The organism is Halosegnis marinus (genome assembly GCF_029338355.1).
GTDB classification, from domain to species: Archaea; Halobacteriota; Halobacteria; order Halobacteriales; family Haloarculaceae; genus Halosegnis; species Halosegnis marinus.
In genome coordinates this window covers 676,750-702,527 of sequence record NZ_CP119802.1, presented here as the reverse complement: position 1 = coordinate 702,527, position 25,778 = coordinate 676,750, and the positions used below count along the sequence as shown (strand labels likewise).

Here is a 25,778-nt window from a genome sequence, read left to right as displayed (position 1 = left end):
CGCCGGCGACCGCGTCGCAACCCCTAAACCGCGGGGCTCCACAGCCCCGCACGTGAATCGACGCCACGCCGCGGCCGCCCTCCTCGCGGCGCTCGTCGTCGTCGCGCTCCCGACGGCGGCCGCCTCCCTCGACGTGCTCGGCAACGACGGGGGCGACCTCGGCACCGGCACGGGCGACGGGTTCGGCTTCGGCTCGACGGGCGGCGGCTACGCGCTCGGCGACGGCGCGGGCACCCCGTTGCTCCCCGACATCGGCCCGCTGGAGGCGCTCGCCCTGCTCGTGCTGTTCGTGCTGCTCGGAGCGTACGGCCTCTACTCGTACTGGCGGGCGATGGGGCTGGCCGGCCTCGCCGCCACCTTCGCGGGGGCGCTGCTCGTCGCGCTGTTCCTCCTCTTCAGCTTCTCCGCGACGCTCGGGCGCGGCGGGGAGACGAACTCGACGCTGAACAACACCACGAGCGCCGGGGGCGGCGGCGGGTCGATACTCGCCGGCGAGACGACCTCGACGCCCGTGGACCCGTCGTTCGCGCTGTCGGCCGTCCTGCTCGCGTGTCTCGTCGGGGCGGGCCTCGCCTTCGCGTACCTCGGCCGCGACGACCTCCCGAGCGTCGGGAGCGACCCGGCCCCGGAGGACACCGACCCCGACGTCGCCGCCGTCGGCCGAACCGCGGGCGAGGCCGCCGACCGCATCGCTGAGGGAACCGCCGTCGAGAACGAGGTGTACCGCGCGTGGCGCACCATGACCGACCACCTCGACGTGGCCTCGCCCGCGACGAGCACGCCCGGGGACTTCGCCGACGCGGCCGTCGAGGCCGGGATGGACCGCGAGGACGTGGCCGCGCTCACCGACCTGTTCGAGGAGACGCGCTACGGCGACTACGAAGTGACGGAAGAGCGCGCCGAACGGGCCGTCGCCGCCCTGCGCGAGGTCGAGGCCGTCTACGCCGCGGAGGACGAGGAATGAGACGAGCGCTCGTCGCCGGCGTCGCCGTCGTCCTGCTCGGGCTGGCCGGCGTCGCCGCGCCCGGACTCACGGCGTGGGTGCCCGCGGCCGACGCCGTCCCGCTGCTGCTCGCGGCCGGCGCGTTCGTCGCCGGCGCGCTCGCCGTCCGCGACCGCCTCGGCGACGACCGCGAGTACGCCGTCCCCGCGGAGCGGGAACGCTACCCGGAGACGCCGACGCCGGGCACCGACTTCGATGACCTGCTCGGCGACGTGGTTCCCTACCGCTCGCGGGCCGACGACCGCCGACAGGAACGGGTGGCGGAGCGGCTGGAGGCCGTCGCGCTCGCGGTGTTCGCCACCGAGGGGTACTCCGAGGCGGCCGCCCGCGACCTGCTCGCCGACGGCTCGTGGACCGACGACCCCGAGGCGGCGGCCTTCTTCGCGGAGACGGGGTCGGACGCGGCCGCGGAGGGTCGTCTGCGGGACCTGTTCGAGTCCACGCCGCCCTTCGTCCGCCGGGCGCGTCGGGCCGTGGCCGCGCTGGACGCGCGCACGCCGAGCGAGGACCGGTCGGGTGAGGACGCGTGAGCGTCGTCGCCGACCGCGAGACGGGCCGGTGGACGGGGGTCACGGCCGTCGCGCTGCTCGCGGTCGGCACCGCGCTGCTCGTGACCCACCCGCCGCTGCTCGTGGTCGGGGTGCCGGCCGTCGTCGTCGGGGCCGCCGCGCGCTTCGCGACGCCGCCGGAACCGTCGCTCGCCGTCGAGCGCGAGGTCTCCGCGACGCGCGTCGCGCCCGGCGACGAGGTGACGGTGACGCTCACGCTCACGAACGACGGCGACGCGACGCTCCCCGACCTCCGGGTCGTGGACGGCGTCCCCGACGGGATGCAGGTGGTCGAGGGGTCGCCGCGGCTCGGCACCGCCCTGCGGCCGGGCGCGAGCGCCGCCCTCACCTACGTCGCCGTGCCGACGCGCGGCAGCCACGCGTTCGACCCCGTGACGGTGCTCGCGCGCGGCTACACGGGCGCCCACGAGCGGGAACTCGCGCTCGACGCCGACGCCGAGCCCGTGGTCGCGCGCCCCCGGCTCTCCGCCTCGACGGTCGTCCCGCTCCGCGAGCAGGCCACCCCCTACACGGGCCGGCTCACGACCGACACCGGCGGGGCGGGCATCGAGTTCCACTCCGTGCGCGACTACCGGCCCGGCGACCCGCTCTCGCGGGTGGACTGGCGGCGCGCGGCCCGCACCGGCGAGTTCGCCACCGTGCGGTTCCGACAGGAGCGCGCGGCCTCCGTCGTCCTCGTCGTCGATACCCGCGAGGAGGCGCACGTCGCCGCGAGCACGGACGCGCCGGGCGGCCCGGACGGGGCCGCCCGCTCGGCGACCGCGGCCGGGGAACTGTTCGCCTCGCTGCTCGCCGCGGGCGACCGCGTGGGGCTGGCGTCGTTCGGCCCGGTCGACGCGTGGCTCGCGCCCGGCGGCGGCGCGGAGCACCGCGCCCGCGCCGCGCGCCTGCTCGGGACCGACCCGGCGTTCTCGGTCGCGCCGAGCGAGGAGCCGTTCTTCGCGTGGCTCGCGCTCCGGACGCTCAGGCGCCGGCTTCCCGGCGGCTCGCAGGTCGTGCTCCTCTCGCCGCTCGCCGACGACTACGTGGCCGAGGTGGCCCGGCGGCTCGACGCCTACGGCCACCCGGTCACCGTCGTCAGTCCGGACCCGACGGGCGACGCGACGGCCGGCCAGCAGCTCGCCCGGGTCGAGCGACGCCTCCGGCTCTCGCGGCTCCGGCGGGCGGGCATCCGGGCCGTTGACTGGGGCGACGAGCCGCTGGCGACGGCCGTCGCGAAGGCGCGCCGGCGGTGGTCGGCGTGAGCGACGACGCCTCGGGCGCCCGCGCCGGGCCGCGCTCGGGCGACACCGAGACCGAGCCGGCGGGGTTCGAGGCCGGCGTCCCGGACCTCGCCCGCGCGGCGACGCTCTCGGCGGCGCTGGTCGCGGCCGCGGCGCTCGCCGTCGTCCCCGTCGCCGCGGCCGTCGGCTTCCTCGGCGCGGTCCTCGTCGCCGTCGCGCTGTCGCGCCGCTCCGGGACGCTGCTCGACGCGGGCGTCGGCGCGCTGGTCGTCGGGGTGCTCGTGGCGGGGGCCGCGGGCGCGTCGGTCGAGCCCCTGCTCGTCGCGACGGCCGCTGCGCTCGTCGCCTACGACACGGGGGAGACAGGGCTGTCCGTCGCCGAACAGCTCGGCCTGGGCGCCCGGACGGGGCGGCTGGTGGCGGCGCGGGCGGCGACGAGCGTCGGCGTGCTCGCGCTCGCGACCGGGGCGGCCTACGCCGTCTATCGGTTCTCCGCGGGCGCGCCCTCGACGGCGGCGGTGACGCTGCTGCTCGTCGGCGCGTTCCTCGTCGCGGCCGCGCTCCGGTGAGTCACATGTCCCAGGAGGTGTCTATCTCCACCTCGGCGCCGAGCTTCACCTTCAGCGCCTCCTCGGGCGGGTCAGCGCCGCGGGTCCGCTGGACCCGAAGGAGCGTCTCCGGCTCGATGCCCTCGAAGGCCACCGCGAGCCGGACGACGACGTCGGCCGCCCGGAGCGTCCAGTCGCGGGTCGCGGACACGTCGGCGCCCTCGACGGCGTGGAGGACGCCGACGGCCCCCCGCTCGTCGAGCCGGTCGGCGAACTCCCCGAGGAAGGCGTGGTAGTCGGCGGGGTCGCTCCGCTCGAACAGGTCGACCGCGTCCACGAGCACGTACGAGTCCTCGCGCACGTCGAGCCGCTCCGCGAACGACGCGACCGAGGCGTCGGGCGCGACGGCGACGGTGTCGAGGCCGTCGGCCCCGCCCACTCCCGCGATTCCGTCGACCGCCTCGCGGACCTTCCGCTCGGGGGTGACGGTCGTCACGTACGTCGTGGGACGCTGTGCGGCGAGCTGGTACAACAGCGTCTCCGCTTGCACGGCCGGCCCGGCGACGTAGGCGACGAGCGCCCCCGGTTCGAACCCCCCGTCGAGTTCGCGGTCGAGGGGGCCGGTGCCGGTCGTGAAACGGGTCACGACGGAGACGTGCGTCCGTCTCGCGTATAAAACCGGCACCCTCCCCTGCACCTTTTTCGGCGATTCTCGTGTCCCGTGTGACAATGCAGCGTAACGAACCGTACGAGCGCGCAGCGACGCGGTTCGGGCGGGGGAGCGGTCGATGAGTGCCGACACGGAGGACGACGGCTCCGCGGAGCCGACGGCGGGTGCCGACCTCGACGAGGAGGCGCGCCGCCTCCGCGACGACGCGTTCGGCGACCTGGCCGTACAGGTGGCGTCCGCCGGCACCGCCGGCGACGCCCTCGACGAGGTGGTCGCGGAGCGCACCGTGAACGTCCCCGAGGGGCTCGACGAGGACGCCTTCTTCAACACGGCGCGCGGCGGCGAGAGCGTCGTCACGCGCTACGACCTGGAGAAGGCGGTGCCGATGGCGAAGAAGCCGAACCTGAAGGAGGTGGAGCGCTACTGGGTGAACCAGCCGTTCGCCTTCGTCGTCATATACCGCTCGACGACCGGGAACGAGCTGAAGTACTACGCCGTCGAGCCGTACCTGACCGAGGTGGAGGACCGGATGCACGAGTTCCTCGTCGAGAAGCTCTCCTCGTCGCTGAAGTACGCCGGCGAGGGGGCGGTCGCCACCGACGGCTCGGAGGTGGAACGCGCCGGCGTCATCGAGGCGGAGACGATGCGCCACGTCGAGCAGTACGGCGTCGTCGCCGAGGAGCCGACCGACGAGGGGCTGGCCGCGCGGCTGAAGCCGGCCCTCGATTTCGACCTCGACCTCTCGCTGTCGGGGCTGTTCGGCGGCGACGAGGAGCCCGAGGAGACGGAGCGGTCGACCGACAGCATCTACGCCGACGCCCATCGACTCGGGCGGCTGCACGGCCGGAGCGCCCGCCCGGAGCCGGCCGTCGTCGCGGAGGACGCGGCCACGCTCACCCCGTACCAGCTCCGCAAGATACTGTACTACCTGAAGCGCGACTTCATCGGCTACCAGCGTATCGACCCCGTCAAACACGACATCAACGTGGAGGACATCTCCGTGGACGGCTACGAGATGCCCGTCTTCGTCTACCACACGGAGTACGAGCAGATAATCTCGAACATCCAACACGGCACGGACACGCTCGACGAGTTCGTCGTGAAGCTCGCCCAGCGCTCGGGGAAGGGCATCTCGAAGCGCCAGCCCCAGGTGGACTGTACGCTCCCCGACGGCTCGCGCGCCCAGCTCACCCTCGGCGAGGAGGTGTCGGACCACGGGACGAACTACACGATTCGGCAGTTCAAGGACGTCCCGTTCACCCCCGTTGACCTCGTCAACTGGAACACGTTCGGTCTCGACCAGATGGCGTTCCTGTGGCTCTGTATCGAGAACAACAAGAGCCTGATATTCGCGGGCGGGACGGCGTCGGGGAAGACCACGAGCCTGAACGCGGTGTCGCTGTTCATCCCGTCGAAGGCGAAGATCGTCTCCATCGAGGACACCCGCGAGGTCGAGCTCCCCCAGCGGAACTGGGTCGCCTCGGTCACCCGGCCGTCCTTCTCGGACGACGACAAGGGCGACGTGGACGAGTTCGACCTGCTCGAGGCCGCGCTCCGCCAGCGACCGGAGTACATCGTGATGGGCGAGATACGCGGCGAGGAGGGCCGGACGCTGTTCCAGGTCATGTCCACCGGCCACACGACCTACACGACGTTCCACGCGGACTCCGTCGGCGAGGTGATGAAGCGGTTCACGACCGACCCCATCAACGTCTCGAAGACGATGTTCACGGCCCTCGACCTCGTCTCGATTCAGGCGCAGACGCGCGTGGACGGCAACAAGGTCCGGCGGAACCAGAGCATCTCCGCCATCAACGACTACGACGCCGAGAACAACGAGATCAACGTCGAGGACGTGTACGTGTGGAGCGCGGAGCGCGACGAGTTCGACGAGACGCCCAACCCCTCGGTGCTCGAACGCATCAAGTTCGACCGCGGCTGGACGCAGGAGAAACTCGACCGGGAGCTGTTCGTCCGGCGGGTGCTGCTCGCCTATCTCATCCGCAACGGCCTGAACAAGTATACCGAGGTAGCCGGGGCGGTGCAGGCGTTCATCAACGACCCGGAGACCATCCTCGCGCTGATGGCGAACGGCCGGCTCTACGAGACTCTGGAGAACCTCCGCGAGATGGAGTCCGTCCAGATAGACGTCGACCCCGAGAAGGAGGAACTCGTCCCGCGCCCGAACCCGGACGAGGCGATGCTCGCGGAGACGCGCGAGGTGATGGAGACCGCGGAGGCGGAGCTGTTCCCCGAGTACCGCGAGTCGCTGCCCGACGACGTGGCCGAGGTGCTCGCGGACGTGTTGCCCGACGGCTTCACCGACGCGGCCGCCGGGTTGGACTTCGAGCCGGCCGACCGCGGCGCCGACGAGCCGTTCCCCGACGCCGACGTGTCCGTGGACGGGACGCCGACTCCGGACCCCGACGCGGAGTTCGACGCGCTCGACTCGGCGGAGGGTGACGACTGATGGCCGCGCCGACGGGGGCGGGGATGTCCCGCCCGGCGACCGAGCGGGTCGGCGACGCGCTGTACCCCCTCTACGAGCGGCTGTTCGGCGACGACTCCGACTTCGTGGCGAGCGTCGACGAGAAGCTGGCACAGACGCTCCGGGACGACCCCGTCGAGATGTTCCTCTCGGTCGCGCTCGGCTACGGGCTCGCCGTCGGCACCGTGCTGTGGCTGCTCGGCGTCGCCGTCGCCTACGCCGTCCTGCTGTTCGTCGACCCGAACCTCGGCGCCGTCGTGGACATCCCGTGGCCGAACGCGGCCGCGCGCAACGCCGCCGAGGCGCTACAGGTGCCGCTGTTCCTCCTGCTGTCTGGGCTGGTGCTCGGCTCGCTCGGCTTCCTCGCCGGCTTCGGCGCGCCCGTCGGCAACCTCTGGATACAGGCCGGCGCGCGCAAACGCGAGATAAACGTCCTGATGCCCGACGCCGTCTCCTTCATGTACGCGCTCTCCATCGGCGGGCTCAATCAGCTCGAGATACTGGAGGCCGTCGCCGAGGCGGAGGACGTGTACGGCGAGGTGTCCCGCGAGTTCCAGGTGATACTCAACGAGACGGGCTACTTCGACAAGGCGTACCGGACGACCATCCGCAACCGTGCGACACAGACCCCCTCCGACGAGTTCTCGCAGTTCCTCACCGACATGCTCTCCATCCTCTCGTCGGGCGGGGACATGACGGAGTTCCTCGACCAGAAGAAGGAGAAGCACATGCGGACGGCGAAACAGCAGCAGGAGGCCACCCTCGAAACCCTCCAGCTGTTCGGCGAGATGTACCTCACGCTGTCGCTGTTCCCCCTGCTGCTCATCATCATGCTCGTTTCCGTCTCGCTGATGAGCGGCCCCAAGCCCCTCCTCCTGACGGGGACGGTGTACGCGCTCATCCCGCTGTTGTCGGGCGGCTTCATCGTGATGATCGCGACGGTGAAGCAGGACGACCCCGGCGACGGCTACCTCCACCCGGCCGACGTGGAGTACCGGGACACCGGCTCGATGCTGTCGCTCGGCCCCATCGAGGGGTACGACGACGACTACGCGCTGTTCGACGAGATCCGCTCGCGCGAGGGCACCATCCAGATGAAGGCGGTCCTCCGGTACCCCTACCGGCTGTTCCGCGAGCGGCCGGAGCTCACCCTCCTGTTGACGGTGCCGCTGTCGCTCGTCGTCGTCGGCTTCGCCGTCGCCTCCGGCGTCGTGCCGACGAGCTTCGACGCGTTCGTCGACCACTACCTCGTCGGGACGGCGGTACTCGTCTACGCGCCCGTCTACATCACGGGGCTCCCCTTCGCGGTGTTCTACCAGCTGAAACAGCGCGAGAGCGCGGGCATCACGAACAAGCTGACCGACTCGCTCCGGAAGCTCGCCTCGGCGAACGACACCGGCCAGACGCTCCTGGAGTCGTTCGGGACGGTCGCGGAGACCTCCTCCGGCCGATTGGCCCGCGAGTTCGAGGCCATCCGCGGAAAGGTCGTCTACGGCACCTCGATGAAGCAGGCGCTCGTGGAGATGAACAACCGCTACGCCGTCCCCCGGCTGGCGCGCTCGGTGAAGCTCGTCAGCGAGGCCCAGGAGGCCTCCTCGGAGATAACGGACGTGCTCTCCACCGCGGCACAGGCCTCCGAGAACCAGGACGACCTCGCCCGCGAGCAGAAGCAGGGCGCGCGGATGCAGATGGTCATCATCATCATGGCCTTCCTCACGATGCTCGGCGTCATCGCCATCCTGAAGATCAAGTTCCTCGGCCCGATGGCACAGCTCGCCGCGAGCGGCGGCGGTGGCGGCAGTGGGGGGGCGGGTGGCGGCTTCGGCGGCGGCATCGACGTCCCCAAACTGGAGATGTACTTCTTCCACGCGGTGACGATACAGGCCGTCGCGGCGGGGTTCATCTCCGGGTTCATGCGCTCGGGGAAACTGCTCGACGGGGTGAAGTTCGCCGTCGTCCTGCTCGCGTTCCCGATGCTGGTGTGGCTGGCGACATGAGCGCGCGGGGCCAGACGACCCTCGATTTCGCCGTCGGCGTGAGCGTCTTCCTGCTCACCGTCGGCTTCGTCTTCCTGTTCGTCCCGTCCGTGTTCGCGCCGTTCGAGGTGGTCCAGGGCACCCCGGTGACGGCCGACCGCGCGGCGACCCACCTCGTCGACGGCCTGCTCGCGGGCGAGTCGCCGGGCGCGCTCGCGCCGGCCTGCACGGTGGGCTTCTTCGCGGACGCCCCGCGTCCGGGCTGTCCGTACTCGCCCGGGCCGGTGTCCGACGCGCTCGGCCTCGGCGACGGGAGCGCCCGCGTCACCGTCGAGAACGGGACGGGCGTCGTCTCCTACGCGAACACGACCCTCGCGCGCGGACCGGCGGACGTTCCGGCCGAGGGGACCGTCGCGGTCAGGACCGCCCTGCTCGACGGGGAGCGGTACACCGTCCGGGTGGTCGTGTGGTGAACCGCGGGCAGGCCCGCGCGCTGGAAGGGGTCGCGGCCGCCCTGCTCGTCGTGGGCGCGGTCGTCTTCGCGCTCCAGTCGGCCGTCGTCACGCCGCTCGCCGCCTCCACGACGAACCAGTTCCTGGAGGACCGGCAGGGGACGCTCGCGTCCGACACCCTCGACACGGCCGCGGCGGCGGGCGAACTCCGCGGGACCGTCCGCTACTGGAACCTCACCTCGCGGACCTTCGACGGCGCGCGCCGCGAGGGGTACGTCGGCGGCCCCCCGACCGCGTTCGGCGACACCCTGCGCGGGGCGCTCGGCGACCGCCGCGTCGCGTACAACGTCTACGTCACCTACCGGGCGGGCAACAGTTCGCACGCGACCCGCGGGTTGGTGTATCAGGGGACGCCCCCCGACACCGCGACCGCGGCGACGACCGTCGTGACGCTGTACGACGACGACACGCTCACCGCGCCCGCGAACCCGAACGTCACGCTCGGGGGGACGGACGGCTTCTACGCGCCCGACGCGGTGTCCGGACCGGTGTACAACGTCGTGGAGATACGGGTGGTCGTATGGCGGGCGTGAGCGACCGGGGCCAACAGCTACTCATCGGGGGGTTGGTCATCGCGGTGAGCCTCACGGCGCTGGTGGTCGTGCTCAACGGGGTGCTGTTCACGGAGGACCTGCGGACGCGCGACGCCGCCGCGGACGTGGACGCCGCCGCCGACTACGAGGGGGCGATGACCCGCGAACTCGGGCGGGCGCTCGTCCGGGGGAACGGGGAGCGTCACCCGAACCGCTCGGCCGCGACCGACGCCGTCCTCGACCGAGCCTTCGCGGTCAACAGGCTCGTCGCGGCACAGTACGCCGCCCGAAGCGGCGCGTACGCCTCGATGGACCCGGTCCGCGTCGAGGACGGGGTCGTCGTCCGCCAGACCGAGCCGTGTGCCTTCCTCGCGCGCAACACCGACTGCGGGAACACGACCGGCAACCGCGGGCCGTACGCGACGTTCTCGTACTACGACGACACCGACGCGACGGGCGACCCGGTCGCGGTCGCCGACCAGAGCGCGCCCCACTACCCCGCGGTCGGCGAGACCCTCTACCTGAACGCCTCGAACGCGACGGACGCCGACGGCGCGGTCGCCTCCTACCGGTGGGTCGTCCGCGAGGGCGACACCGTCCTGACGGAGACGACGACGAACGAGACGGTGGCGTTCGCGAACGTCCCCGAGTCGGGCCACTGGAACGTGACGCTCGTCGTCACCGACGACGACGGCGCGACGTCGACGGCGACGCGGTTCGTCCCCGTGTACGAGGGGGGTGACAGCACCGAGCTCCCGCCGAACGCGACGTTCGGCTTCGCGCCCGCCGTCGCCGTGCAGGGCGACGAGATCACGCTCGACGCCTCGGGAAGCCGCGACGCGAACGGCGACATCGCGGGCTACGAGTGGACCGTTACCTACCCGAACGGCTCGACGGAGACGCTCACCGGCGAGACGGTCACGGAGACGGTGCCGACGACCGTGGCCGCGGGCGCCGACCTGCGCGTCGCGCTCACGGTCACCGACGACGCCGGCAACGCCGACACGCTCGCGAGGACCGTCGCCGTCCGCGAGACGCTGGCCGACGGCGGCGGGCGGACGGGCGGCGCGCCCCCGTTCCGCGTGAGCGGCGTCCCCGGGACGGGCGCGCGCTTCGCGGTTCCGGAGACGGGCGCGGCGCCGGACGCCGCGAACTGGACGCTGGTCGAGACGGACACCGTGCGGCGGTTCCGTCTCGGCGCGGTGCGCGCCTCGCTCGCGGACGTACCGAACCGCCGGAGCGACGACGCCGACGCGCTCGACGACACCTTCCACGTCCGGTTCGAGGGGCGCGACGGCGCGACGTGGGACGTCCACGTCTTCGAGAGCGCGACGAGCGGCGAGGCGACGGTCGCCACCCGTCGGAACGGGTCGAACGTCACGGTCCGCTCCCGGACGGACGCGGACGGCGTGAGCGTCGACCTCACCCGCGGGACGGTCGACGGCGAGCAGGCGTTCCCGTTCGCGCCCGGCCTCGAACGCCCGTACACGGTGTCGTACCGCAACGGCGACGAGATCGCCGGCACGTACTCGTTCGCGCTCGGGACCGGCTCGGCCTCGCACACGCGGCTCCGGCACGAGAACTTCCACGCCCCGGCGAGCGGTCGCTACCCCTACGCCGGCCCGGGGGTCTACGCGATACAGGCGCCGCTCACCTACGACACCGAGGGGACGAGCCGCCGCGGCGTGGCCCGCATCGCGCCCGGCGAGCCGACCCGCTACGGCGTCGGGCGGTCGCTGACGGTCACCGGCCCCTCCCGTGTCGGCCACGACCGCATCGTCTTCCGCGACGGGAACGCCGGCGGCCGGCTGACGACGCTGTCCCGGAACCGCACCGTGCGCCGCTACGCCGCCGTGAACCCGCAGGTCATCGGCCCGATGGAGGTCGACTTCGACGCGGACGGGCTCGCCGAGATACCGTACGTGAACGCCTCGAACACCCTGCTGCTCATCGACGCGAACAACGAGACGCAGGTGCTCGCGGACGACGCCGCGAAGTCGAAGAGCCTGCTGTCCGTCGGCGAGTGGAACGGCGAGCTGGTCGTCTTCTACGCGACGACGGACAACCGCGTCGCCACGGTGACCGCCTTCCGCGACCCCGAGCGGGTGCCGACCGTCGGGCTCAACAACGGCGTCTCCGGCGTCGCCGGCGTCGCGGACCAGAACGCCGACGGCGAGCCGGACCTGACGAGCATCGACGGGAGCCAGCAGCTCCGCTACTACCAGTCCGGCAGCGGGCAGAACGTGAAGGTGTCCAACGGCGGCATCGGCCAGAACAACGGTATCGGCGTCGGCGCGCCCCGCGACTTCGACCGGGACGGCGACCGCTCCCGGCTCCCGATGATCGACTCCTCGGGGAACCTCCGGCTGATCCACGAGACGACCGGCCGGACCGACCAGCTCGTGCAGGGGGTCGCCGTCGGCCCCGTCGCCGGCTTCGAGTGGGACGACGACTACGACGGCCTGGAGATACTGTTCGTCGACGACGGCGTCCTCCAGTACGTCCCCTACACGGGCGAGGCGACCGCCGCGCCGCGGGTCGTGACGGTGAACGGGACGACGTTCGCGCCGAACGCGGCACAGGGGGTGGCCTGACGTGGCGCGCGCCCAGTCCACGACGGTCGGCTACCTGCTCTCGGTGGCCGTCGCCACCCTGCTCGTCGTCGGGCTCGTCGCGGGGGTCGGCACCTTCGTCGAGTCCGAACAGCGCGCGGCCGTCGACGACCAGCTCCGGGTGGTCGCGGACCGCCTCGCCGCGCAGGCGGTCGCCGTCGATACGCTGGCGCGCCGGAACGGCGGCACCGCCTACACGGAACCGGACCTCCCCGCGCGGGTCGTCGGGTCGACCTACCGGGTGGCGCTCGTCGTGGAGGGCGGCGACACGCTCGTCCGCGTCTCGACCGCCGACCCCGCGGTCACGGTCACCGTCCCGGTCGCGGTCGGCGTCCCCGTGACCGAGTCCGGGACGACGGGCGGCGACCTCGCGCTGTGTTACGACGACGTCGACGGCGACGGCGAGTCCGAACTGTACGTGGGTGGGCGGCGGTGACCCCGGACCGCGGCGACCGCGGCGTCTCCGACGTGCTCGGCTACGTGCTCGTGTTCGCCGTCGTCGTCGTCGCCGTCACCCTGCTGGTGACGAACGGGCTGGGGACGGTCGAGTCGGTTCGGACGAACGCCCGGCTCGACGCCGCACAGGGCGGGCTCGCGGTGGTCGACGCGAACGTCGAGGGGCTGCACCGGTCGGGCGTCCCGCGACGCTCGACGGCGCTCCAACTGAACGGCGGCCGGCTGTCGCTGGCCGGTACCACCGCCATCGGGGTGGTCGCGACACACGACGGCGAGGAGGTGACGAACTACACCGACGTGGGCGTGCGGCTCGTCCACCGCGTCGGGGACCGCTCCGTGAGCCTCGACTTCGGCGGGCAGTTCCGGACCGGCGCCGGCGGCGCGACGACGGTGACCGACCCGCCGCCGTTCGCGTTCGTACGGCGCGACGCCGGCGGGCCGTTCGACAGGGTGACGCTCCCCGTCATGCTCCAGCGCGGCAACGACACCGTGGACAGCCGCTCGCAGGTGTCGGTGCTCGCGTCCGCGAGCGGCCGCCGGCTGGTGAACCACTCCGCCGCCCGGGCCGGGGAGCCGCCCGTCCGCGGGGAGATAACCGTCGTCACCGAGCCGTCGCGGGCGCGGGCGTGGGCCGGCTACTTCGACGAGCGGGGGCTGTCGCGAAACGCGACGGCGACCGACCTCGACGCGGGAGTCGTCGTGTACGAGTTCGAGACGCGGCGGCTCGTCGTCCACGAGGTGCGCGTGGAGTTCGGGCTCCGCTAGCGCTCCTCGACCTCGACCTCGTTGACGGAGACGTGGAGATACGAGACCAGCGTCGCCCGCGTCGTGTATACGGGCTCGTCGCGCAGCGCCTCGTCGTAGTGGACCGTCGAGCCGGCACGGAGGTTCGGGTCGGCGGTCGCGACGGCCCCGAACACCTCCGACTGGCGCATCCGGAACGTGTCCTCGCCCTCCGCGGCCGGGGCGTAGAAGACGCCCGTCAGCTCCGACCCCCGCATCTCGCCGACGAGGTCCGGCGTGCCGTACACCCAGAACCGTTCGGCGCGGTCGCCGGGGACCGACACGGTCGCGTCGCGCATCTCGAAACGGTTGCCGTTGACGTAGAGCCGGACGGTGCCGCCGCTCCCCGTCACCTCGACGTCGCTCCGGTCGAGCGTCACGTCGCCGTTGATCGCGAGCGTCACGTCGCCGTCCGACACGTCGAAGGTGAGCGTCTCCCCGTCGAGCGTCATCTCCTCGGCGTAGTACTCGCCGGCGGTGAGGGTGTCGCCGGCGAGCGAGCCGTCGTCCAGCGCCGCGCCGTTGTCGTTGTCGCCCCGGAGGCTCGCCACCCGCGCCGCGACCCGCCCCTGCGGCAGCGTGAGGCTCACGTTCCGACGGACGACCTCGCCTGTGACGGCGTCCCCGCCGTCCGTACAGCTGTCGGCCCCGGCGCCCCCGCGTCCCCGACCGCGCGCGCCGGTGGTCGTCACGCAGCCGTCGGACGGGATGACCACGTCGCCGCGCACCACGGCCCCGCCGGTCACCTTCACGTCGCCGGCGGCGACGATCCGCCCGTCCGCGCGGTCCGCGTCGCTCGTCGCGGCGTAGCTCCGCTCGTCGGAGTCGTAGCTGTCGACGAACGCGTCCGCGCCGCCGCGCCCCGCGAGCCGGATGCTCGTCCCGCCGGAGCCGCCGATGCCGAAGCTCGCGTTCCCGCTCGCCTCGGTGACGAGCACCACCGTCGCGGTCCGGTTCGCGTCGTCGGCCTCGACGACGCCGCCCACGTGCCGCTCGAAGTAGGCCGCCCACGCCTCGTAGTAGTCGCTCCGCACGGAGACGCGCACCCGCTCGCTCGGGACGGGGTTCGTCCGCCCGAGCGTCGCGTTCGGGAACACCGAGCGCGACCCGGCCGCCGACACCGCCAGCCGGCCGGACGGGAGCCGTTCGGGGTCGTCGTCGGCCGCGACGCTCACGACCGGGACGGTGAGCGTTCGCCCCTCGAAGTGGAACTCCGGCGGCGTCACCATCCCGACCGGGCCGCCGGCCGGGTCGCGCCACACCCCCCCGCCTTGGAAGGCCACCGTCGTGCCGCCCACCTCGTAGCTCACCGTCCCGAGCGACCGGTTCACGAGCGTCCGGGTGTCGTTCCCGTTCACCGCCGTCACCGTGAGCCGGCCGCCGTCCGTCACCGTCGTCGTCCCGGTCCCGTCGCCGAGGTCGACGGTCGCGCGCTCCGTCGCCGGGTCCAGTCCCACCAGCGCGGCCGTCGAGTCGAACGTCGCCATCGCGTCCGCCGCGCGCTCCTCGCGCGCCTGGAGCCGTGACTCCTCGAGGGTCAACACCGCGGCGCCCACCGTCGCCGTCGCCGCGGTCACGGTGATCGCGATGACGAGGGCCGTCCCCAGCGTCGTGGACTGCCCCCGTTCGTCGAACATGTCCGCTCGGACACACGCATCGCCGATAATGCCGGGGGGCTTTTGCCCCGCGCCCGACAACTCGGCGCGTGGCGGAACGACTCGACCTCGCCCACGACCTGCCCGACGACCTCGCCGACGCGCTCGGCGACGACCTCCGCACCGTGGGGACGCTGTACAACGACATGCAGGACCTCTCCGAGGCGGCGTTCGCGGAGCGGTTCGCCGGGGCGCACGGGACGGTGACCGACGTGCTCGACACGGACGCCGAGTTCGTCGTCGCGGTGCTGGGGCTCGCCGTCGACCCCGACCCCGAGGGGCCGCTCGTCGCGGGCGCGGACGTGGTCGTCGTCCACGAGCCGAACGACGACGGGTCCGTGCGGGAGCTGCTCTACACCGCCGACGCCGACGCGGCGACGGACACCTTCGTGATGCTGCCGCTCCGGCCGGGCGACTGCCCGCCCGGGAGCGGCCGGTCGGCGACCGAGCTGACGCTCGCGGAGTTCCGCGAGATAGTCGGCGCGATGACGTACAAGCGGTTCGACCTTCTGCAGAACGACACGGACGCGTACCGGGACTCGTACCTCCGGCCCGCGGTTCGGGGGCTGGAGGCGTACGCCGAGCGCCGTTAACGGCGGGGGAACGTCAACACGACCGTCGTCCCCGTCTCGGTGTCCTCGACGCGGAACCGGCCGCCGACGCCCTCGACGGCCCACCGGACGAGCCACAGCTCGATGCCCTGTGTGTGTTCGAGCGGCGTCTCCGTCCCGGCCGACAGCGCCCGCCGCTCCACGTCCGGCATCGGGTCCCCGTCGTCGCTGACCCGCAGTTCCACCGCGTCGGCGGTCCCCCGGACCGACACCACGACGGCCGGCGTCCCGGCGCCGCGCGCGACGGCGTTGTCGACGAGCTCCTCGACGCAGAAGCGGAGCTGGGGGGGACACCGCGCGGTGACCGACCCGGACGCGTCCGCGCGTACCTCGGCGGTCGGGTGGGCCTCCGAGAGCTCCGGCGCCATCGACCGGACGAAGGCGGCGACGTCGACCTCCTCGCTGGGCGAGCCGGCGGGGTCGCTGCTCACGTCGAAGCGGCGGGCGGCGTCGCCGAGTTCGAGCAGCGTCTCCGCGGCCGCCTCGATGCGCTCCGCGACCGCCGCCACCTCCGCGGGCTCGTCGTCCGGCTCGTCGGCCAGCGTCCCGGCGTTGCCGATGACGACGTTGAGCTTGTTGCGGAGGTTGTGACGTAACACGCGGTCGAGCACGGAGAGCCGTTCCTGTTGGCGCTTTATCTCCGTGATGTCGCGCGCGACGACGACGATTCGCGTCTCGTCGCCGAACGTCTCCGGCTGGAGCCGGAACTGGTAGACGGTCGCGTGCCCGCCCGACCCGCCGACGGTGATGTCGCGGGTCAGCTCCTCGCCCGTCTCCCGGACGGCGTCGAACACCTCCTCGAAGGCCGCGGCCGTCCGGGGGGCGAACAGCTCCGCGGCCGCCGCGCCCGTCGCCCCCGCGCCGAACGCGCGCTCGGCCGCCTCGTTGACGTAGCGGACGGTGCCGTCCGCGTCGAGCACGAGGATGGGGTCGCTCACCGACCGGACGACCCGCTCGTACTCGGCGAGCAGCTCCTCGCGGTCCTTCCGCTCCGTCACGTCCCGCTGGAAGCCGATGAAGTGGGCCGTCTCCCCGTCGTCGCCCTCGACGGGGACCACCTCGACGCGGTTCCAGAACGGCTCGCCGGACTTCCGGTAGTTGCGTATCTCGACGGCGACGGGCCGCTCGGCCTCGATGCCCTCCCGGAGCCGCCGGACGGTCGCCGGGTCCGTCCCCTCGCCCTGCAGGAACCGGCAGTTCCGCCCGAGCACCTCCGCCCGGTCGTACCCCGTCATCTCCTCGAACCCGTCGTTGACGTAAACGAGCGGGAGGTCCTCGGCCGTCGCGTCCGCGATGCTGATGCCGACGTTCGCCCCGTTCATCGCCCGCTCGTACAGCTCGAGCCGCGCCCGACGGTCGGCGGCGAGCAGCGATTCGTGGCGGACGCTGAGCAGCCCGTCGACGCGGGCGCGGACGGCCCGGCGCGGCGCGGGCACCGGCTGGATGGCGTCGAGCGACTCGCCCATCGCCTCCGCGTAGCGCGTCCACAGCTCGTCCTCCGTCGCGCCGGCCACGAGCAACACCGGGGCCGCGGCGGGGCGCTCGCGCCGCTTCCACGCCGACAGCGCCTCGCGCACCTCGGCGAACCCCTTCGGGTCCACGACACACACGTCGGTCCCCGGCGGGACCTCCGTCCCCGCCTCGACCACGTCGTGGTCGTCGAGCAGCTCGCTCAGCAGCTCGGCGTTGCGGTCGCGGGTCACGGCCAACGCTATCCGTGCCGGCTCTCCGCGCCGGTTCCCGCGGTCGCGCTCGGTCGAATCGCGGAGCCGGTCGGGCGAGCCGTCCGTCATCAGTCCCGGTCGACCCGCTCGGGGATACCGGTGAGGATGCCGCGCATGCCGGTGAGGCGGTCGCCGACCCGAACGCCGCCCTCGTCGATGGCGAGGCTCCGCAGCGACTGCTCGAAGTCGCCGAACCGCTTCTTCAACACCCCCACCGCCTTCGCTATCTCCCCGTCCACCTCCATGTACCGCAGGAAGACGATGTTGTCCGCGAGGTAGCTTATCTGCTGGTCGGTCGCGGTCAGGTCTCCGGTCACGTTGCGCACCTCGTCGATGAGTATCACGGTGACGCCCATCCGCTTGAGGTAGCGACACAGCGCGTGGAGCTCGCGGGTGAGCTCCTCGGCCGACTCGTCGCCGCGCAGGCCGAGCCGGTAGCCCGGGATGCCGTCTATCATGACGAGCTCGACGCCCTCCTCCTCGACGGCGACGCGCACGTCGTGAGCCAACTCGTCGGCGCTCCGCTGGAGCGACTCCACCTCCTCGAGCCGGAGGCTCCCGTCCTCGTAGCGCTCGCCGACGTTCATCCCGAGCTGGTCGCAGCGGTAGAGGTAGTCGTCGCGCAGCTCCTCGAAGAGGTACCCCTGTGCCCGGACGCCGTCGGCCGCCGCGGCTTCGAGGAACAGCGAGCCGATGGTCGTCTTCCCGACCCCGGACGGGCCGGACACGACGGTGACGGAACCGCGCTCGATGCCGCCGCCGAGCAGGGCGTCGAGTTCGGCCGTGCCGGAGCCGAGCCGTGTACGCTCGCGCTCGCGGCTGTGCTCGCCGGGGGCGAGCTTCGGGTACACCTGTCCGCCGGTCCCGCCGTGGATGCGGTAGGTGTGGCGGCCGCCGGCGAAGCCGGAGCCGCGGAACTTCGTCACTTCGAGCCAGCGGTGGTCGGTGGTGCGCTCTATCTCCACCGTGGCGTCGCCGAGGAACTGCAGGTCGCGGTCCGTCCCCTCGCCCGACTGGGCGGTACACAGCGTCGTCACCTCGCGGCGCTTCATCTCGTTGACGAGCGAGGAGATGTTGCGCCGGAAGCGGTAGTCGTCGGGCAGGAGCGACCGCAGTTCGGAGAGCGGGTCGACGACGAGCCGGTCGGGGGCGTGCTCGTCGATGGCGGCGGCGATCTCGCCGATGAGGTCCTCGCCCTCGACCTCCTCCGAGGGGAACAGCGTGTACTCCTCGCCGTCGAAGAAGCGGTCGCCGTCCGCGCTGAGGTCGAGCACCGCGACCTCCGAGAGGTCGATGCCGAGCGCCGCGGCGTTGCGCCGGAGGTCTTCCTCGCGCTCCTCGAAGCCGATGTAGAGGCCGCTGTCCCCCGCGGCGAGGAACTGGAGCGCGAGCACCGTCTTGCCGGTGCCGGGACCGCCGTTCACGACCGTCGTCTGGCCGCGGACGAACCCGCCGTTCAACACCCTATCGAGCCCCGGCGTTCCGGAGGACACCCGCTCGACGTCCGCGGTCATGTTCTGTGTGCTATACTTTCCCCCTGATTATCACACTTCCGGTAGTCAAATTGCCGGGTTTCGGGGTTACAGCGTCGGCACGGGCACGCCCTCCAGCGTCTCCGCGACCACGGCCCGCTTCGCGACGTTCTCGACGGTCGCGTCGGGGGTGAGGACCAGCCGATGAGCCAGCGTGGCGGGCGCGACGGTGCGGACGTCGTCGGGCGTGACGAAGTCGCGTCCCTCCACGACGGCGCGGGCCCGCGCCACCTCGAAGAGCCGCTGGGTGCCGCGCGGGGAGACGCCCACCTCGACGCGGCGGTCCTCGCGGGTCGCCCGCGCCACGGCCGCGATGTAGCGCAGCAGGTCCTCCTCGACGCGGACGCCCTCGGGGACGGCGCGGAGCCGTTCGACGCGCTCGGGCGAGAGCACCCGCTCGACGGAGGGGGACCGCTCCGCGCGCCCGGAGCGCCGGCGCAACAGTTCGACCTCCTCGTCCTCGTCGGCGGGGTAGCCGACGCCGCTCTTGACGGCGAAGCGGTCGAGTTGCGCCTCCGGCAGCGAGAAGGTCCCCTCCTGCTCGACGGGGTTCTGTGTCGCGATGACGAAGAAGGGGGTCGGCAGTTCGTGGGTCGTCCCGTCCACCGTGACCTGTTCCTCCTCCATCGCTTCGAGGAGGGCCGCCTGCGTCTTCGGCGGCGCGCGGTTGATCTCGTCGGCGAGCACCACGTTCGCGAAGACGGGCCCCTCCCGGAACTCGAACTCGCGCTCGCGCTCGTCGAACACGTACGAGCCGGTCACGTCCGCGGGGAGGAGGTCGGGCGTGAACTGCACGCGAGAGAAGGAGAGGCCGAGCGCGTCGGCGAAGGAGCGGGCCGTGAGCGTCTTGCCCGTCCCCGGCACGTCCTCCAGCAGGACGTGGCCGCCGGCGACCGCGCCGGTGAGGACCGTTTCGAGGAACGACCGCTCCGCGATGACCGCGCCGGCGACCTCGTCGAGGACCGCCGCGCAGTCCTCGTGGGCCGCGTCGATATCCATGCCCGAAGGCCGGGCGGGCGTCCCTTATCGCTGTCGGGCCTCGGCGTCGAGCGACGCCGTCTCCCCGGCGACCGCCGCGGCCTCGGGGTTCTCCGCCGCGTCGACCTCCGCCCACAGCGACGCCCACAGGTGTGTCAGCATATAACGCGGTGTGCTCTCACACGATATGAACGTTCGGGTTGAACCGTAACCCCTAAACTCCGAACCGCCGGAGTCGGAGACGAGCCGAGGTAGCCTAGCCCGGCCAAGGCGGCAGATTCGAAATCTGCTGTCCTCACGGACACGTGAGTTCAAATCTCACCCTCGGCGCTTCTGTCGACACCACCCACCGAGCGTGCCGAGCGCCGGCGAGGCCGCGAGTCCGTCGTGGCGACGAACGCCGCGTGAGTTCGAAGCAGGGAGCGAGCGCGGGCGAGCGACCGTGGTTCACATCTCACTCTCGGCGTTCTCGCGACGGCCACACGTCGAGCGACCGCTCCGCGTGTCGCTCGCCCCTCGTTTACGATTCGCGCAACTTTCGCCAGCCGTAAGTCCCGCCCCGGCCGAGTCGTCGCATGCACGTCGTCGAGAACACGCTGGGCGTCGAGGTGGGAGTGTTCCTCGCCCGGCCGTTGTTCGCGCACCTCGCCACGGCCTCTCCGGAGGGGCCGCGGGACTCGCCGGTCTGGTATCTGTGGGACGACGGGGACGAGACGTTGTGGATAGACGCCGACACGGCCTCGAACACGTTCACCGACCGCATCGAGGCGGACCCGCGGTGTGCGGTCGGGGTCGTGGACTCGGAACCGGAACGGGGCCTCATCCAGCACGTCGGGGTGCGGGGCCGCGCGACGGTCGAACCGTTCGACCGCGAGCGGGCCGAACGGCTCTACGCGCGGTATCTCGGCCCCGACGTGGAGCGGTGGGACGCGCGCTTCTCGACGTACATCCGCGACCCGCCGCCGACGGCCGCGCTGGTGCGCGTCGAGCCGGAAACGGTCGTCGCGCGCGACCAGTCGTACCGGCCCGCGCCGGGCTACTGACCGTCCGGGTCGCCCGTGCGGTCGCGGACGAAGCCGCCGCGGAAAGCGAGCCACGCGAGCACGCTCACGAAGAGGATGGGCGGCAGAATCATGAACCCCCACAGCGGGTCGAGCCCCCACTCCAGGAGGAGGACCACGTCCGCGATGCCCAGAAACAGGAAGGGGAGCGTCGCCAGCAGCGCGCGCTTGCGGCTGAGTTCGTGCTCCCCGTCGTCGCTCATGCCCTCCGTTGGGAGCGGCGGGGCAAAAGCCGCTCGGGACTTCCTTTCATATGGAAAGTTCTAATATAATGGGCTGCCAAGGCCGTGTGAGGGCGCGGCACGACTGCGCTTCCCCCGCGCAGGTGCCCCCGTACCTCGTGCCGCAGCCCCACCCCACTGTCTCTCCGGTCGCTATCGGCCCTCGAACGTCGGCTCGCGGTCCTCGATGCGCGCCTCGAACCCCTCGCGGTAGTCGTGGGTGTCGTCTATCTCCCGGCCGAGCGCCCGCTCCAGCTGGAGCCCCTCGTCGAGCGGCGTGTCGAGCGCGGCGTTGAGCGCGCGCTTGGCCCGTTCCATCCCGAGCGGGGCGTTCTCGGCGAGCGAGTCCGCGAGCGCGCGCGCCGCGTCGTCCACCTCCTCGTCGGGGACGACCTCGTTCACCAGCCCGCAGGCCTCGGCCTCCGCCGGGTCGATGAACTCACCCGAGAGGACGAGTTCCTTCGCCTTCGCCAGCCCGACGAGCCGCGGGAGCCGCTGGGTCGCGCCGCCGTGCGGGAACGTCCCCAGTTTCACCTCGATGACGCCGTAGGTCGCCTCGCTCCCGAGCACGCGGAAGTCGCAGGGGAGGGTGAGTTCGAACGCGCCGGCCGGCGCGGCACGCTTGATGCCCGCGACCGTCGGCACCGACACCGAGTCGAGCGTGTCGAGCAGGTCGGGGAAGGTGTCGCGCTCGACGCCCGAGTCGGGGTCACCGCGGCTGCGCATCATGTGGAGGTCCATCCCCGCACAGAACACCGGCCCCTCGCCGAGCAGGGCGATGGACCGCACGTCCTCGTGGGCGTCGGCGCGTTCGAGCGCGAGCGCGAGGTCCTTCATCAGGTCGGTCGTCATCGCGTTGCGCTTCTCGGGCCGCGAGAGCGTCACGTCCGCGCGGTGGTCGTCGATGTCGAGCGTCGCCAGTCCGCCGCCGATGGCTTCCATATCCGGGGAGCGTCACGCCGCTACTTCAATCGCGCGCCGACCCGTCGGCCGCGACCGGGAGCGACTCCTGCTCGCCCGGTTCCGGGTCGCGCCGCGGTCGCGCGCGCCGCCCCCCGACGACGTAGCCGTCCACGGGGGTTCCGTCCCACGGCGCGGCGTCCTGCACCCAGACGGTGCGGCCCGGCGGCGACATGACCCGCGCCCACTGGCGGGCGAGCGCCTTGGTGGCGAAGCGGCGGCGGGTGCCGTGCTCGCGGACCCACCGCCCCGCGGCGGGCGACACCTTGCGGGCCGACCGCTTCACCTCTACCACGTACGCGTCGCTCACACCCCGATGTGGGCCGCCTCGCGTCAAAATCCTACGGGTTCGGCCCGCCCGAAGGCACTTACCGACGCGCGGGGCTTCTCCCCCTATGCGCCGCGCCCTCCTCCTGCTCGGCCTGTGTGTGCTCCTCGCCGGCTGTGCCGGCCTCGGCGGACAGACGACGCCCTCCCCGAGCGAGACGCCGGAACAGGATCCGACACCCACCGTCACGGCGACCGAGACGCCGGTCGTCGGGTCGCCCACGCCGACCCCGACGGTCACGCCCTCGTCGGCGAACACCGTCGCGTGGCGCGACCTCTCGGCCGCCGCACGCGAGGCCTTCCGGACGAGCTACCGGCCGAACGGCCTCGCGGTCTTCGTTCCGGAGTCGCCGTACATCGACGGCGAGACCTTCGCCCCGTCGGTCGCCGAGCCCTTCGCCGAACACGACTTCGTGCGCCGCAACGGGACGCTGTACCGCGTGCGCCTCGACACGGGCGAACTGTACGCCTCGTACGGCGTCGACGTCGTCGCCGAGGACCCCGGCGGCGCGAACGTCACCGCGTTCGCGAACCTCACGGCCGAGCACCGCCGGGCCGTCCGCGCGGCCGTCGAGAACGGCACGTACCGCACCGACCTCGGGGAGCCGACGACCGTGAGTTCCCTCGCGGGCGAGTACGTCCGCTACGAGGGCGAGGTCTATCGCGTCCGGGTCACGGTGGGCGACTACTGGGCGCGACTGCTCCGCGTCGAGGCGGTCTGAACCGCGATTCGGTCCCCCGCCGCCACGCCGTCGGCCGCGCCCGCCGGCAGTTCGAGTATCGTGTCGGCGACGGCCCTCCCGCGCCCGGTCCACGCCGGGAGTCGTTTCACCTGCTGGACGACGCCGTCCGCGAGCCAGACGGCGTCGATATCGAAGGGCACGAACACCATGTGGAGGTCGCGCGTCGCCTGTCCGTCGAACCGGAACAGGAGCGCGTAGTCGTCGGGTATCGACCGCCGGAACATCAGCCCCCGCGCCCGCGAGAGGAACGTCTCCGCCACCTCGACCTCGTCGGCGAGGACGCGCTCGCGCCCGTTGGGGTCGTGTACGACGCGCACGCTCGGTCGTCGGCCGGTGAGGGTATGACGGTTTCGCGTGGTCCGGCCGACCCATCCGAGAGGGAGGGCGAAACACGACCGCTTAACCCCGCGACCGCGAAACGGACACGACAACGAATGCGCGAGGCACACGACCGCGAGCGGGCGACGGGCGTCGAGTGGTACGTCAGCGACGCGGACGGGACGGGCGGTCGGCTCCGCGCGACGCCGGAGGACTTCCGGGTGCGCGAACTGGAGGCGTTCGACTACGAGCCGCTGGACGCCGACCCCGGCTCGTACGCCCACCTCGTCTTCCGGGCGACGCTGCGCGCGTGGGACACCAACGACTTCGCGGGCGCGCTCGCCTCGAAGCTCGGCATCTCCCGCGAGCGCGTCTCGTGGGCCGGAACGAAGGACAAGCGCGCCGTGACGACACAGCTGTTCTCCGTGGAGGGCATCGAGGACGCCGACGCGCTCCCCGAACTCGACGAGGCGGACATCGAGCCGCTCGGGCGCGCCGGGCGGCCGGTGCTGTTCGGCGACCTCGCGGGCAACGCCTTCGACATAACGGTCTCGGCGCCCGACGCGCCCGGAAACGCCGACGCGATAACCGAGCAGTTGCGCGGGTTCGCGGGGCACGAGCCGAGCGAGGGCGGCGTCGGCGTCCCGAACTTCTTCGGCCCGCAGCGGTTCGGCGCGTCGCGGCCCGTCACCCACGAGGTCGGGCTCGCGCTCCTGCGCGGCGACCCCGAGGCGGCCGTGTGGCAGTACGTCTGTGCGACGAGCGAGACCGAGCCCGAGGCATCGAGCGAGGCGCGCGCGGCGGTCGCCGACGGCTGGGGGAGCGACTGGGGCGAACTCACCGAGCGGCTCCCCGGACGGCTCCGATACGAGCGGTCGCTGCTGCAGGGCCTCGCGGAGTCGGACGCCGCGGGCGAGGAGCGGTTCCGCGACGCGCTCGAACGGCTCCCGTCGAACCTCCGGCGGCTGTTCGTCCACGCCGCGCAGTCGTACGCGTTCAACCGGATGCTCTCCGCGCGGCTGGAGCGGGGGCTCCCCTTCGACGCGGCGGTCGCGGGCGACGTGGTGTGCTTCGCCGACCGGGACGCGCCGGAGGGGCTGCCGCTCCCGGACCCCGACCGCACCCAGCGCGTCACCGAGGGCCGTGTCGATACCGTGAACCGCCACGTCGAGCGCGGGCGGGCGTTCGTCACCGCGCCGCTCGTCGGCACGGACACAGACCTCGCGGACGGCGAGCAGGGCGAGATAGAGCGCGCGGTCCTCGACGACATGGACCTCGCGCCCGACGACTTCGCGCTCCCCGGCGAGTTCGCGTCGAGCGGGACCCGCCGGGCGATACTCCTGACGAGCGACCTCGACGCGTCCACCGACCCGCTCTCCTTCTCCTTCCGGCTCCCGAAGGGGTCGTACGCCACCACGCTCCTCCGGGAGTACCTCAAGACGGACCCCGGCTCGCTCGCCTGAGAAGGCGTCACACGCCACCCCCGCGTTCAAGTCCGCCCTCCGAGAACGTCGGGGCGATGCTGGACGAGCGCGAGGACGCCTACGGCGCCGTCGTCCGTGACCACCACGCCGGCGAGGAGCCCGTCGAGATAATCGAGCGCGACGACGGCTGGATCGGCGTCTCCGCCGGCGCGGGGTTGTACTTCGCCGAGTACGAGGACTGGAGCGGCCACGAGCGCGCGGGCATCGACCGCGCCGAGGGGCGCGTCCTCGACGTCGGCTGTGGCGCGGGCCGCGTCGGGCTCTACTTGCAGGACCGGGGCCACGAGGTCGTCGGCATCGACGTGTCGCCGGGCGCGGTCGAGGTGAGCCGCGACCGCGGCCTCGACGCCCGGGGGCTGGACGCCGCCGACGCGCGCGACCTGGACGGCGAGTTCGACACCGTCGTCATGTACGGCAACAACTTCGGACTGGTCGGGACACGCGCGACGGCCCCGCGAATCCTCGGCGGTCTCGCCGCGGTGACGAGCGACGACGCGCGCATCCTCGCGGCGACGCGGGACCCCTACGCGACCGACGAACCGGCCCACACCGAGTACCACGACTTCAACCGCGAGCGGGGGCGGCTCGGCGGTGCGCTCCGCATCCGCACGCGGTACGGGCGGCGCGCCACGCCGTGGTTCGACTACCTCATGGTCTCGCCCGCGGAGATGCGCGAGGTGCTCGCCCCGACGGCGTGGGAACTCCACGAGGTGGTCGAGCCGAACGCGCTGGACGGGTCCGGCGGCTACGTCGCGGACGTCCGCAAGGCCTGAGCCGCGCCGCTTATCGGT

Annotated in this window: 25 protein-coding genes and 1 tRNA gene; 17 read left to right on the top strand and 9 right to left on the bottom strand. The window is 72.6% G+C overall.

Going from position 1 to position 25,778, the window contains the following annotated elements; genetic code table 11:
- Nucleotides 1-52: 52 nt before the first annotated feature.
- The 4 genes from P2T37_RS04075 to P2T37_RS04060 are packed head-to-tail and all read left to right on the top strand — an operon-like array spanning nucleotide 53 to nucleotide 3,364.
- The gene (locus P2T37_RS04075) at nucleotides 53-964 is read left to right on the top strand and encodes a DUF4129 domain-containing protein (RefSeq protein ID WP_276235496.1); all 912 of its coding nucleotides are present in this window, start codon (nucleotides 53-55) and stop codon (nucleotides 962-964) included.
- Entirely contained in the window at nucleotides 961-1,533 is a 573-nt protein-coding gene (locus P2T37_RS04070) for a DUF7269 family protein (RefSeq protein ID WP_276235495.1), read from the top strand. Before P2T37_RS04075 ends, P2T37_RS04070 begins: the two co-directional genes overlap by 4 nt.
- Entirely contained in the window at nucleotides 1,530-2,816 is a 1,287-nt protein-coding gene (locus tag P2T37_RS04065; protein ID WP_276235494.1) for a DUF58 domain-containing protein, read from the top strand. Before P2T37_RS04070 ends, P2T37_RS04065 begins: the two co-directional genes overlap by 4 nt.
- On the top strand, nucleotides 2,813-3,364 hold the full coding sequence (locus tag P2T37_RS04060; protein WP_276235493.1) for a DUF7519 family protein: 552 nt from the start codon (nucleotides 2,813-2,815) through the stop codon (nucleotides 3,362-3,364). Before P2T37_RS04065 ends, P2T37_RS04060 begins: the two co-directional genes overlap by 4 nt.
- Nucleotide 3,365: 1 nt before the next feature.
- Here P2T37_RS04060 and P2T37_RS04055 read toward each other — a convergent pair whose 3' ends face one another.
- Nucleotides 3,366-3,989, bottom strand: coding sequence for a DUF7125 family protein (locus P2T37_RS04055; protein ID WP_276235492.1), 624 nt, complete (start codon nucleotides 3,987-3,989; stop codon nucleotides 3,366-3,368).
- A gap of 142 nt (nucleotides 3,990-4,131) precedes the next feature.
- Between P2T37_RS04055 and P2T37_RS04050 the strand changes: the two genes are divergently transcribed.
- Genes P2T37_RS04050 through P2T37_RS04020 form a run of 7 tightly spaced genes read left to right on the top strand, consistent with a single transcriptional unit; the run spans nucleotide 4,132 to nucleotide 13,355 of the window.
- Complete coding sequence (locus tag P2T37_RS04050) at nucleotides 4,132-6,483, top strand: type II/IV secretion system ATPase subunit (protein ID WP_276235491.1); 2,352 nt, start codon at nucleotides 4,132-4,134, stop codon at nucleotides 6,481-6,483.
- A complete protein-coding gene (locus tag P2T37_RS04045; protein WP_276235489.1) occupies nucleotides 6,483-8,498 on the top strand; it encodes a type II secretion system F family protein in 2,016 nt (671 codons plus the stop codon). The genes P2T37_RS04050 and P2T37_RS04045 overlap by 1 nt, the downstream gene beginning before the upstream one ends.
- On the top strand, nucleotides 8,495-8,950 hold the full coding sequence (locus P2T37_RS04040) for a DUF7287 family protein (RefSeq protein WP_276235488.1): 456 nt from the start codon (nucleotides 8,495-8,497) through the stop codon (nucleotides 8,948-8,950). The genes P2T37_RS04045 and P2T37_RS04040 overlap by 4 nt, the downstream gene beginning before the upstream one ends.
- Nucleotides 8,947-9,522 carry a DUF7288 family protein gene (locus tag P2T37_RS04035; RefSeq protein ID WP_276235487.1) on the top strand — a complete coding sequence of 192 codons (576 nt, stop codon included), beginning with the start codon at nucleotides 8,947-8,949 and terminating at the stop codon, nucleotides 9,520-9,522. Before P2T37_RS04040 ends, P2T37_RS04035 begins: the two co-directional genes overlap by 4 nt.
- Nucleotides 9,510-12,116 (top strand): PKD domain-containing protein, encoded by a 2,607-nt coding sequence (locus P2T37_RS04030; protein WP_276235486.1) that lies wholly within the window; start codon nucleotides 9,510-9,512, stop codon nucleotides 12,114-12,116. Before P2T37_RS04035 ends, P2T37_RS04030 begins: the two co-directional genes overlap by 13 nt.
- Nucleotide 12,117: 1 nt before the next feature.
- The gene (locus P2T37_RS04025) at nucleotides 12,118-12,570 is read left to right on the top strand and encodes a DUF7266 family protein (protein WP_276235485.1); all 453 of its coding nucleotides are present in this window, start codon (nucleotides 12,118-12,120) and stop codon (nucleotides 12,568-12,570) included.
- On the top strand, nucleotides 12,567-13,355 hold the full coding sequence (locus tag P2T37_RS04020) for a DUF7289 family protein (RefSeq protein ID WP_276235484.1): 789 nt from the start codon (nucleotides 12,567-12,569) through the stop codon (nucleotides 13,353-13,355). Before P2T37_RS04025 ends, P2T37_RS04020 begins: the two co-directional genes overlap by 4 nt.
- Here P2T37_RS04020 and P2T37_RS04015 read toward each other — a convergent pair.
- Nucleotides 13,352-15,010, bottom strand: coding sequence for a DUF7289 family protein (locus P2T37_RS04015; RefSeq protein WP_276235483.1), 1,659 nt, complete (start codon nucleotides 15,008-15,010; stop codon nucleotides 13,352-13,354). The two genes, P2T37_RS04020 and P2T37_RS04015, sit on opposite strands and share 4 nt — an antisense overlap.
- 68 nt (nucleotides 15,011-15,078) lie before the next feature.
- Here P2T37_RS04015 and P2T37_RS04010 point away from each other — a divergent pair, with 68 nt between their 5' ends.
- Complete coding sequence (locus P2T37_RS04010; protein WP_276235482.1) at nucleotides 15,079-15,621, top strand: hypothetical protein; 543 nt, start codon at nucleotides 15,079-15,081, stop codon at nucleotides 15,619-15,621.
- Here P2T37_RS04010 and P2T37_RS04005 read toward each other — a convergent pair.
- From P2T37_RS04005 to P2T37_RS03995, 3 genes are all read right to left on the bottom strand, one after another.
- Entirely contained in the window at nucleotides 15,618-17,432 is a 1,815-nt protein-coding gene (locus P2T37_RS04005; RefSeq protein ID WP_276235481.1) for a PAS domain S-box protein, read from the bottom strand. The genes P2T37_RS04010 and P2T37_RS04005 overlap by 4 nt on opposite strands.
- A complete protein-coding gene (locus tag P2T37_RS04000; RefSeq protein ID WP_276235480.1) occupies nucleotides 17,432-18,877 on the bottom strand; it encodes an ATPase domain-containing protein in 1,446 nt (481 codons plus the stop codon). Before P2T37_RS04000 ends, P2T37_RS04005 begins: the two co-directional genes overlap by 1 nt.
- Nucleotides 18,878-18,943: 66 nt before the next feature.
- On the bottom strand, nucleotides 18,944-19,894 hold the full coding sequence (locus P2T37_RS03995) for an AAA family ATPase (RefSeq protein ID WP_276235479.1): 951 nt from the start codon (nucleotides 19,892-19,894) through the stop codon (nucleotides 18,944-18,946).
- 224 nt (nucleotides 19,895-20,118) lie between these two features.
- On the opposite strand from P2T37_RS03995, the gene P2T37_RS03990 reads away from it, so the two are divergent.
- Nucleotides 20,119-20,203, top strand: a tRNA-Ser gene (locus P2T37_RS03990).
- A gap of 245 nt (nucleotides 20,204-20,448) precedes the next feature.
- The gene (locus tag P2T37_RS03985) at nucleotides 20,449-20,916 is read left to right on the top strand and encodes a pyridoxamine 5'-phosphate oxidase family protein (RefSeq protein ID WP_276235478.1); all 468 of its coding nucleotides are present in this window, start codon (nucleotides 20,449-20,451) and stop codon (nucleotides 20,914-20,916) included.
- On the opposite strand, the gene P2T37_RS03980 is transcribed toward P2T37_RS03985, so the two are convergent.
- The 3 genes from P2T37_RS03980 to P2T37_RS03970 all read right to left on the bottom strand — a co-directional run bounded on the left by P2T37_RS03980 (nucleotide 20,910) and on the right by P2T37_RS03970 (nucleotide 22,425).
- Nucleotides 20,910-21,137, bottom strand: a complete 228-nt coding sequence (locus P2T37_RS03980; RefSeq protein WP_276235477.1) for a DUF8142 family protein — start codon at nucleotides 21,135-21,137, stop codon at nucleotides 20,910-20,912. The genes P2T37_RS03985 and P2T37_RS03980 overlap by 7 nt on opposite strands.
- Nucleotides 21,138-21,308: 171 nt before the next feature.
- Nucleotides 21,309-22,097, bottom strand: a complete 789-nt coding sequence (locus tag P2T37_RS03975; protein WP_276235476.1) for an enoyl-CoA hydratase/isomerase family protein — start codon at nucleotides 22,095-22,097, stop codon at nucleotides 21,309-21,311.
- Nucleotides 22,098-22,122: 25 nt separating this feature from the next.
- Nucleotides 22,123-22,425 carry a DUF8081 domain-containing protein gene (locus P2T37_RS03970; protein ID WP_276235475.1) on the bottom strand — a complete coding sequence of 101 codons (303 nt, stop codon included), beginning with the start codon at nucleotides 22,423-22,425 and terminating at the stop codon, nucleotides 22,123-22,125.
- 85 nt (nucleotides 22,426-22,510) lie between these two features.
- Here P2T37_RS03970 and P2T37_RS03965 point away from each other — a divergent pair, with 85 nt between their 5' ends.
- Complete coding sequence (locus tag P2T37_RS03965; protein WP_276235474.1) at nucleotides 22,511-23,164, top strand: DUF7979 domain-containing protein; 654 nt, start codon at nucleotides 22,511-22,513, stop codon at nucleotides 23,162-23,164.
- Here P2T37_RS03965 and P2T37_RS03960 read toward each other — a convergent pair.
- Nucleotides 23,128-23,502, bottom strand: a complete 375-nt coding sequence (locus P2T37_RS03960) for a DUF192 domain-containing protein (protein ID WP_276235473.1) — start codon at nucleotides 23,500-23,502, stop codon at nucleotides 23,128-23,130. The genes P2T37_RS03965 and P2T37_RS03960 overlap by 37 nt on opposite strands.
- A 117-nt stretch (nucleotides 23,503-23,619) precedes the next feature.
- Here P2T37_RS03960 and truD point away from each other — a divergent pair, with 117 nt between their 5' ends.
- Both truD and P2T37_RS03950 read left to right on the top strand, forming a co-directional pair.
- Nucleotides 23,620-24,966: a tRNA pseudouridine(13) synthase TruD gene (gene truD / locus P2T37_RS03955; RefSeq protein WP_276235472.1), complete on the top strand. Its 1,347-nt coding sequence runs from the start codon at nucleotides 23,620-23,622 to the stop codon at nucleotides 24,964-24,966.
- Between the two features lie 56 nt (nucleotides 24,967-25,022).
- Complete coding sequence (locus P2T37_RS03950) at nucleotides 25,023-25,760, top strand: class I SAM-dependent methyltransferase (RefSeq protein WP_276235471.1); 738 nt, start codon at nucleotides 25,023-25,025, stop codon at nucleotides 25,758-25,760.
- The last annotated feature ends 18 nt before the right edge of the window (nucleotides 25,761-25,778 follow it).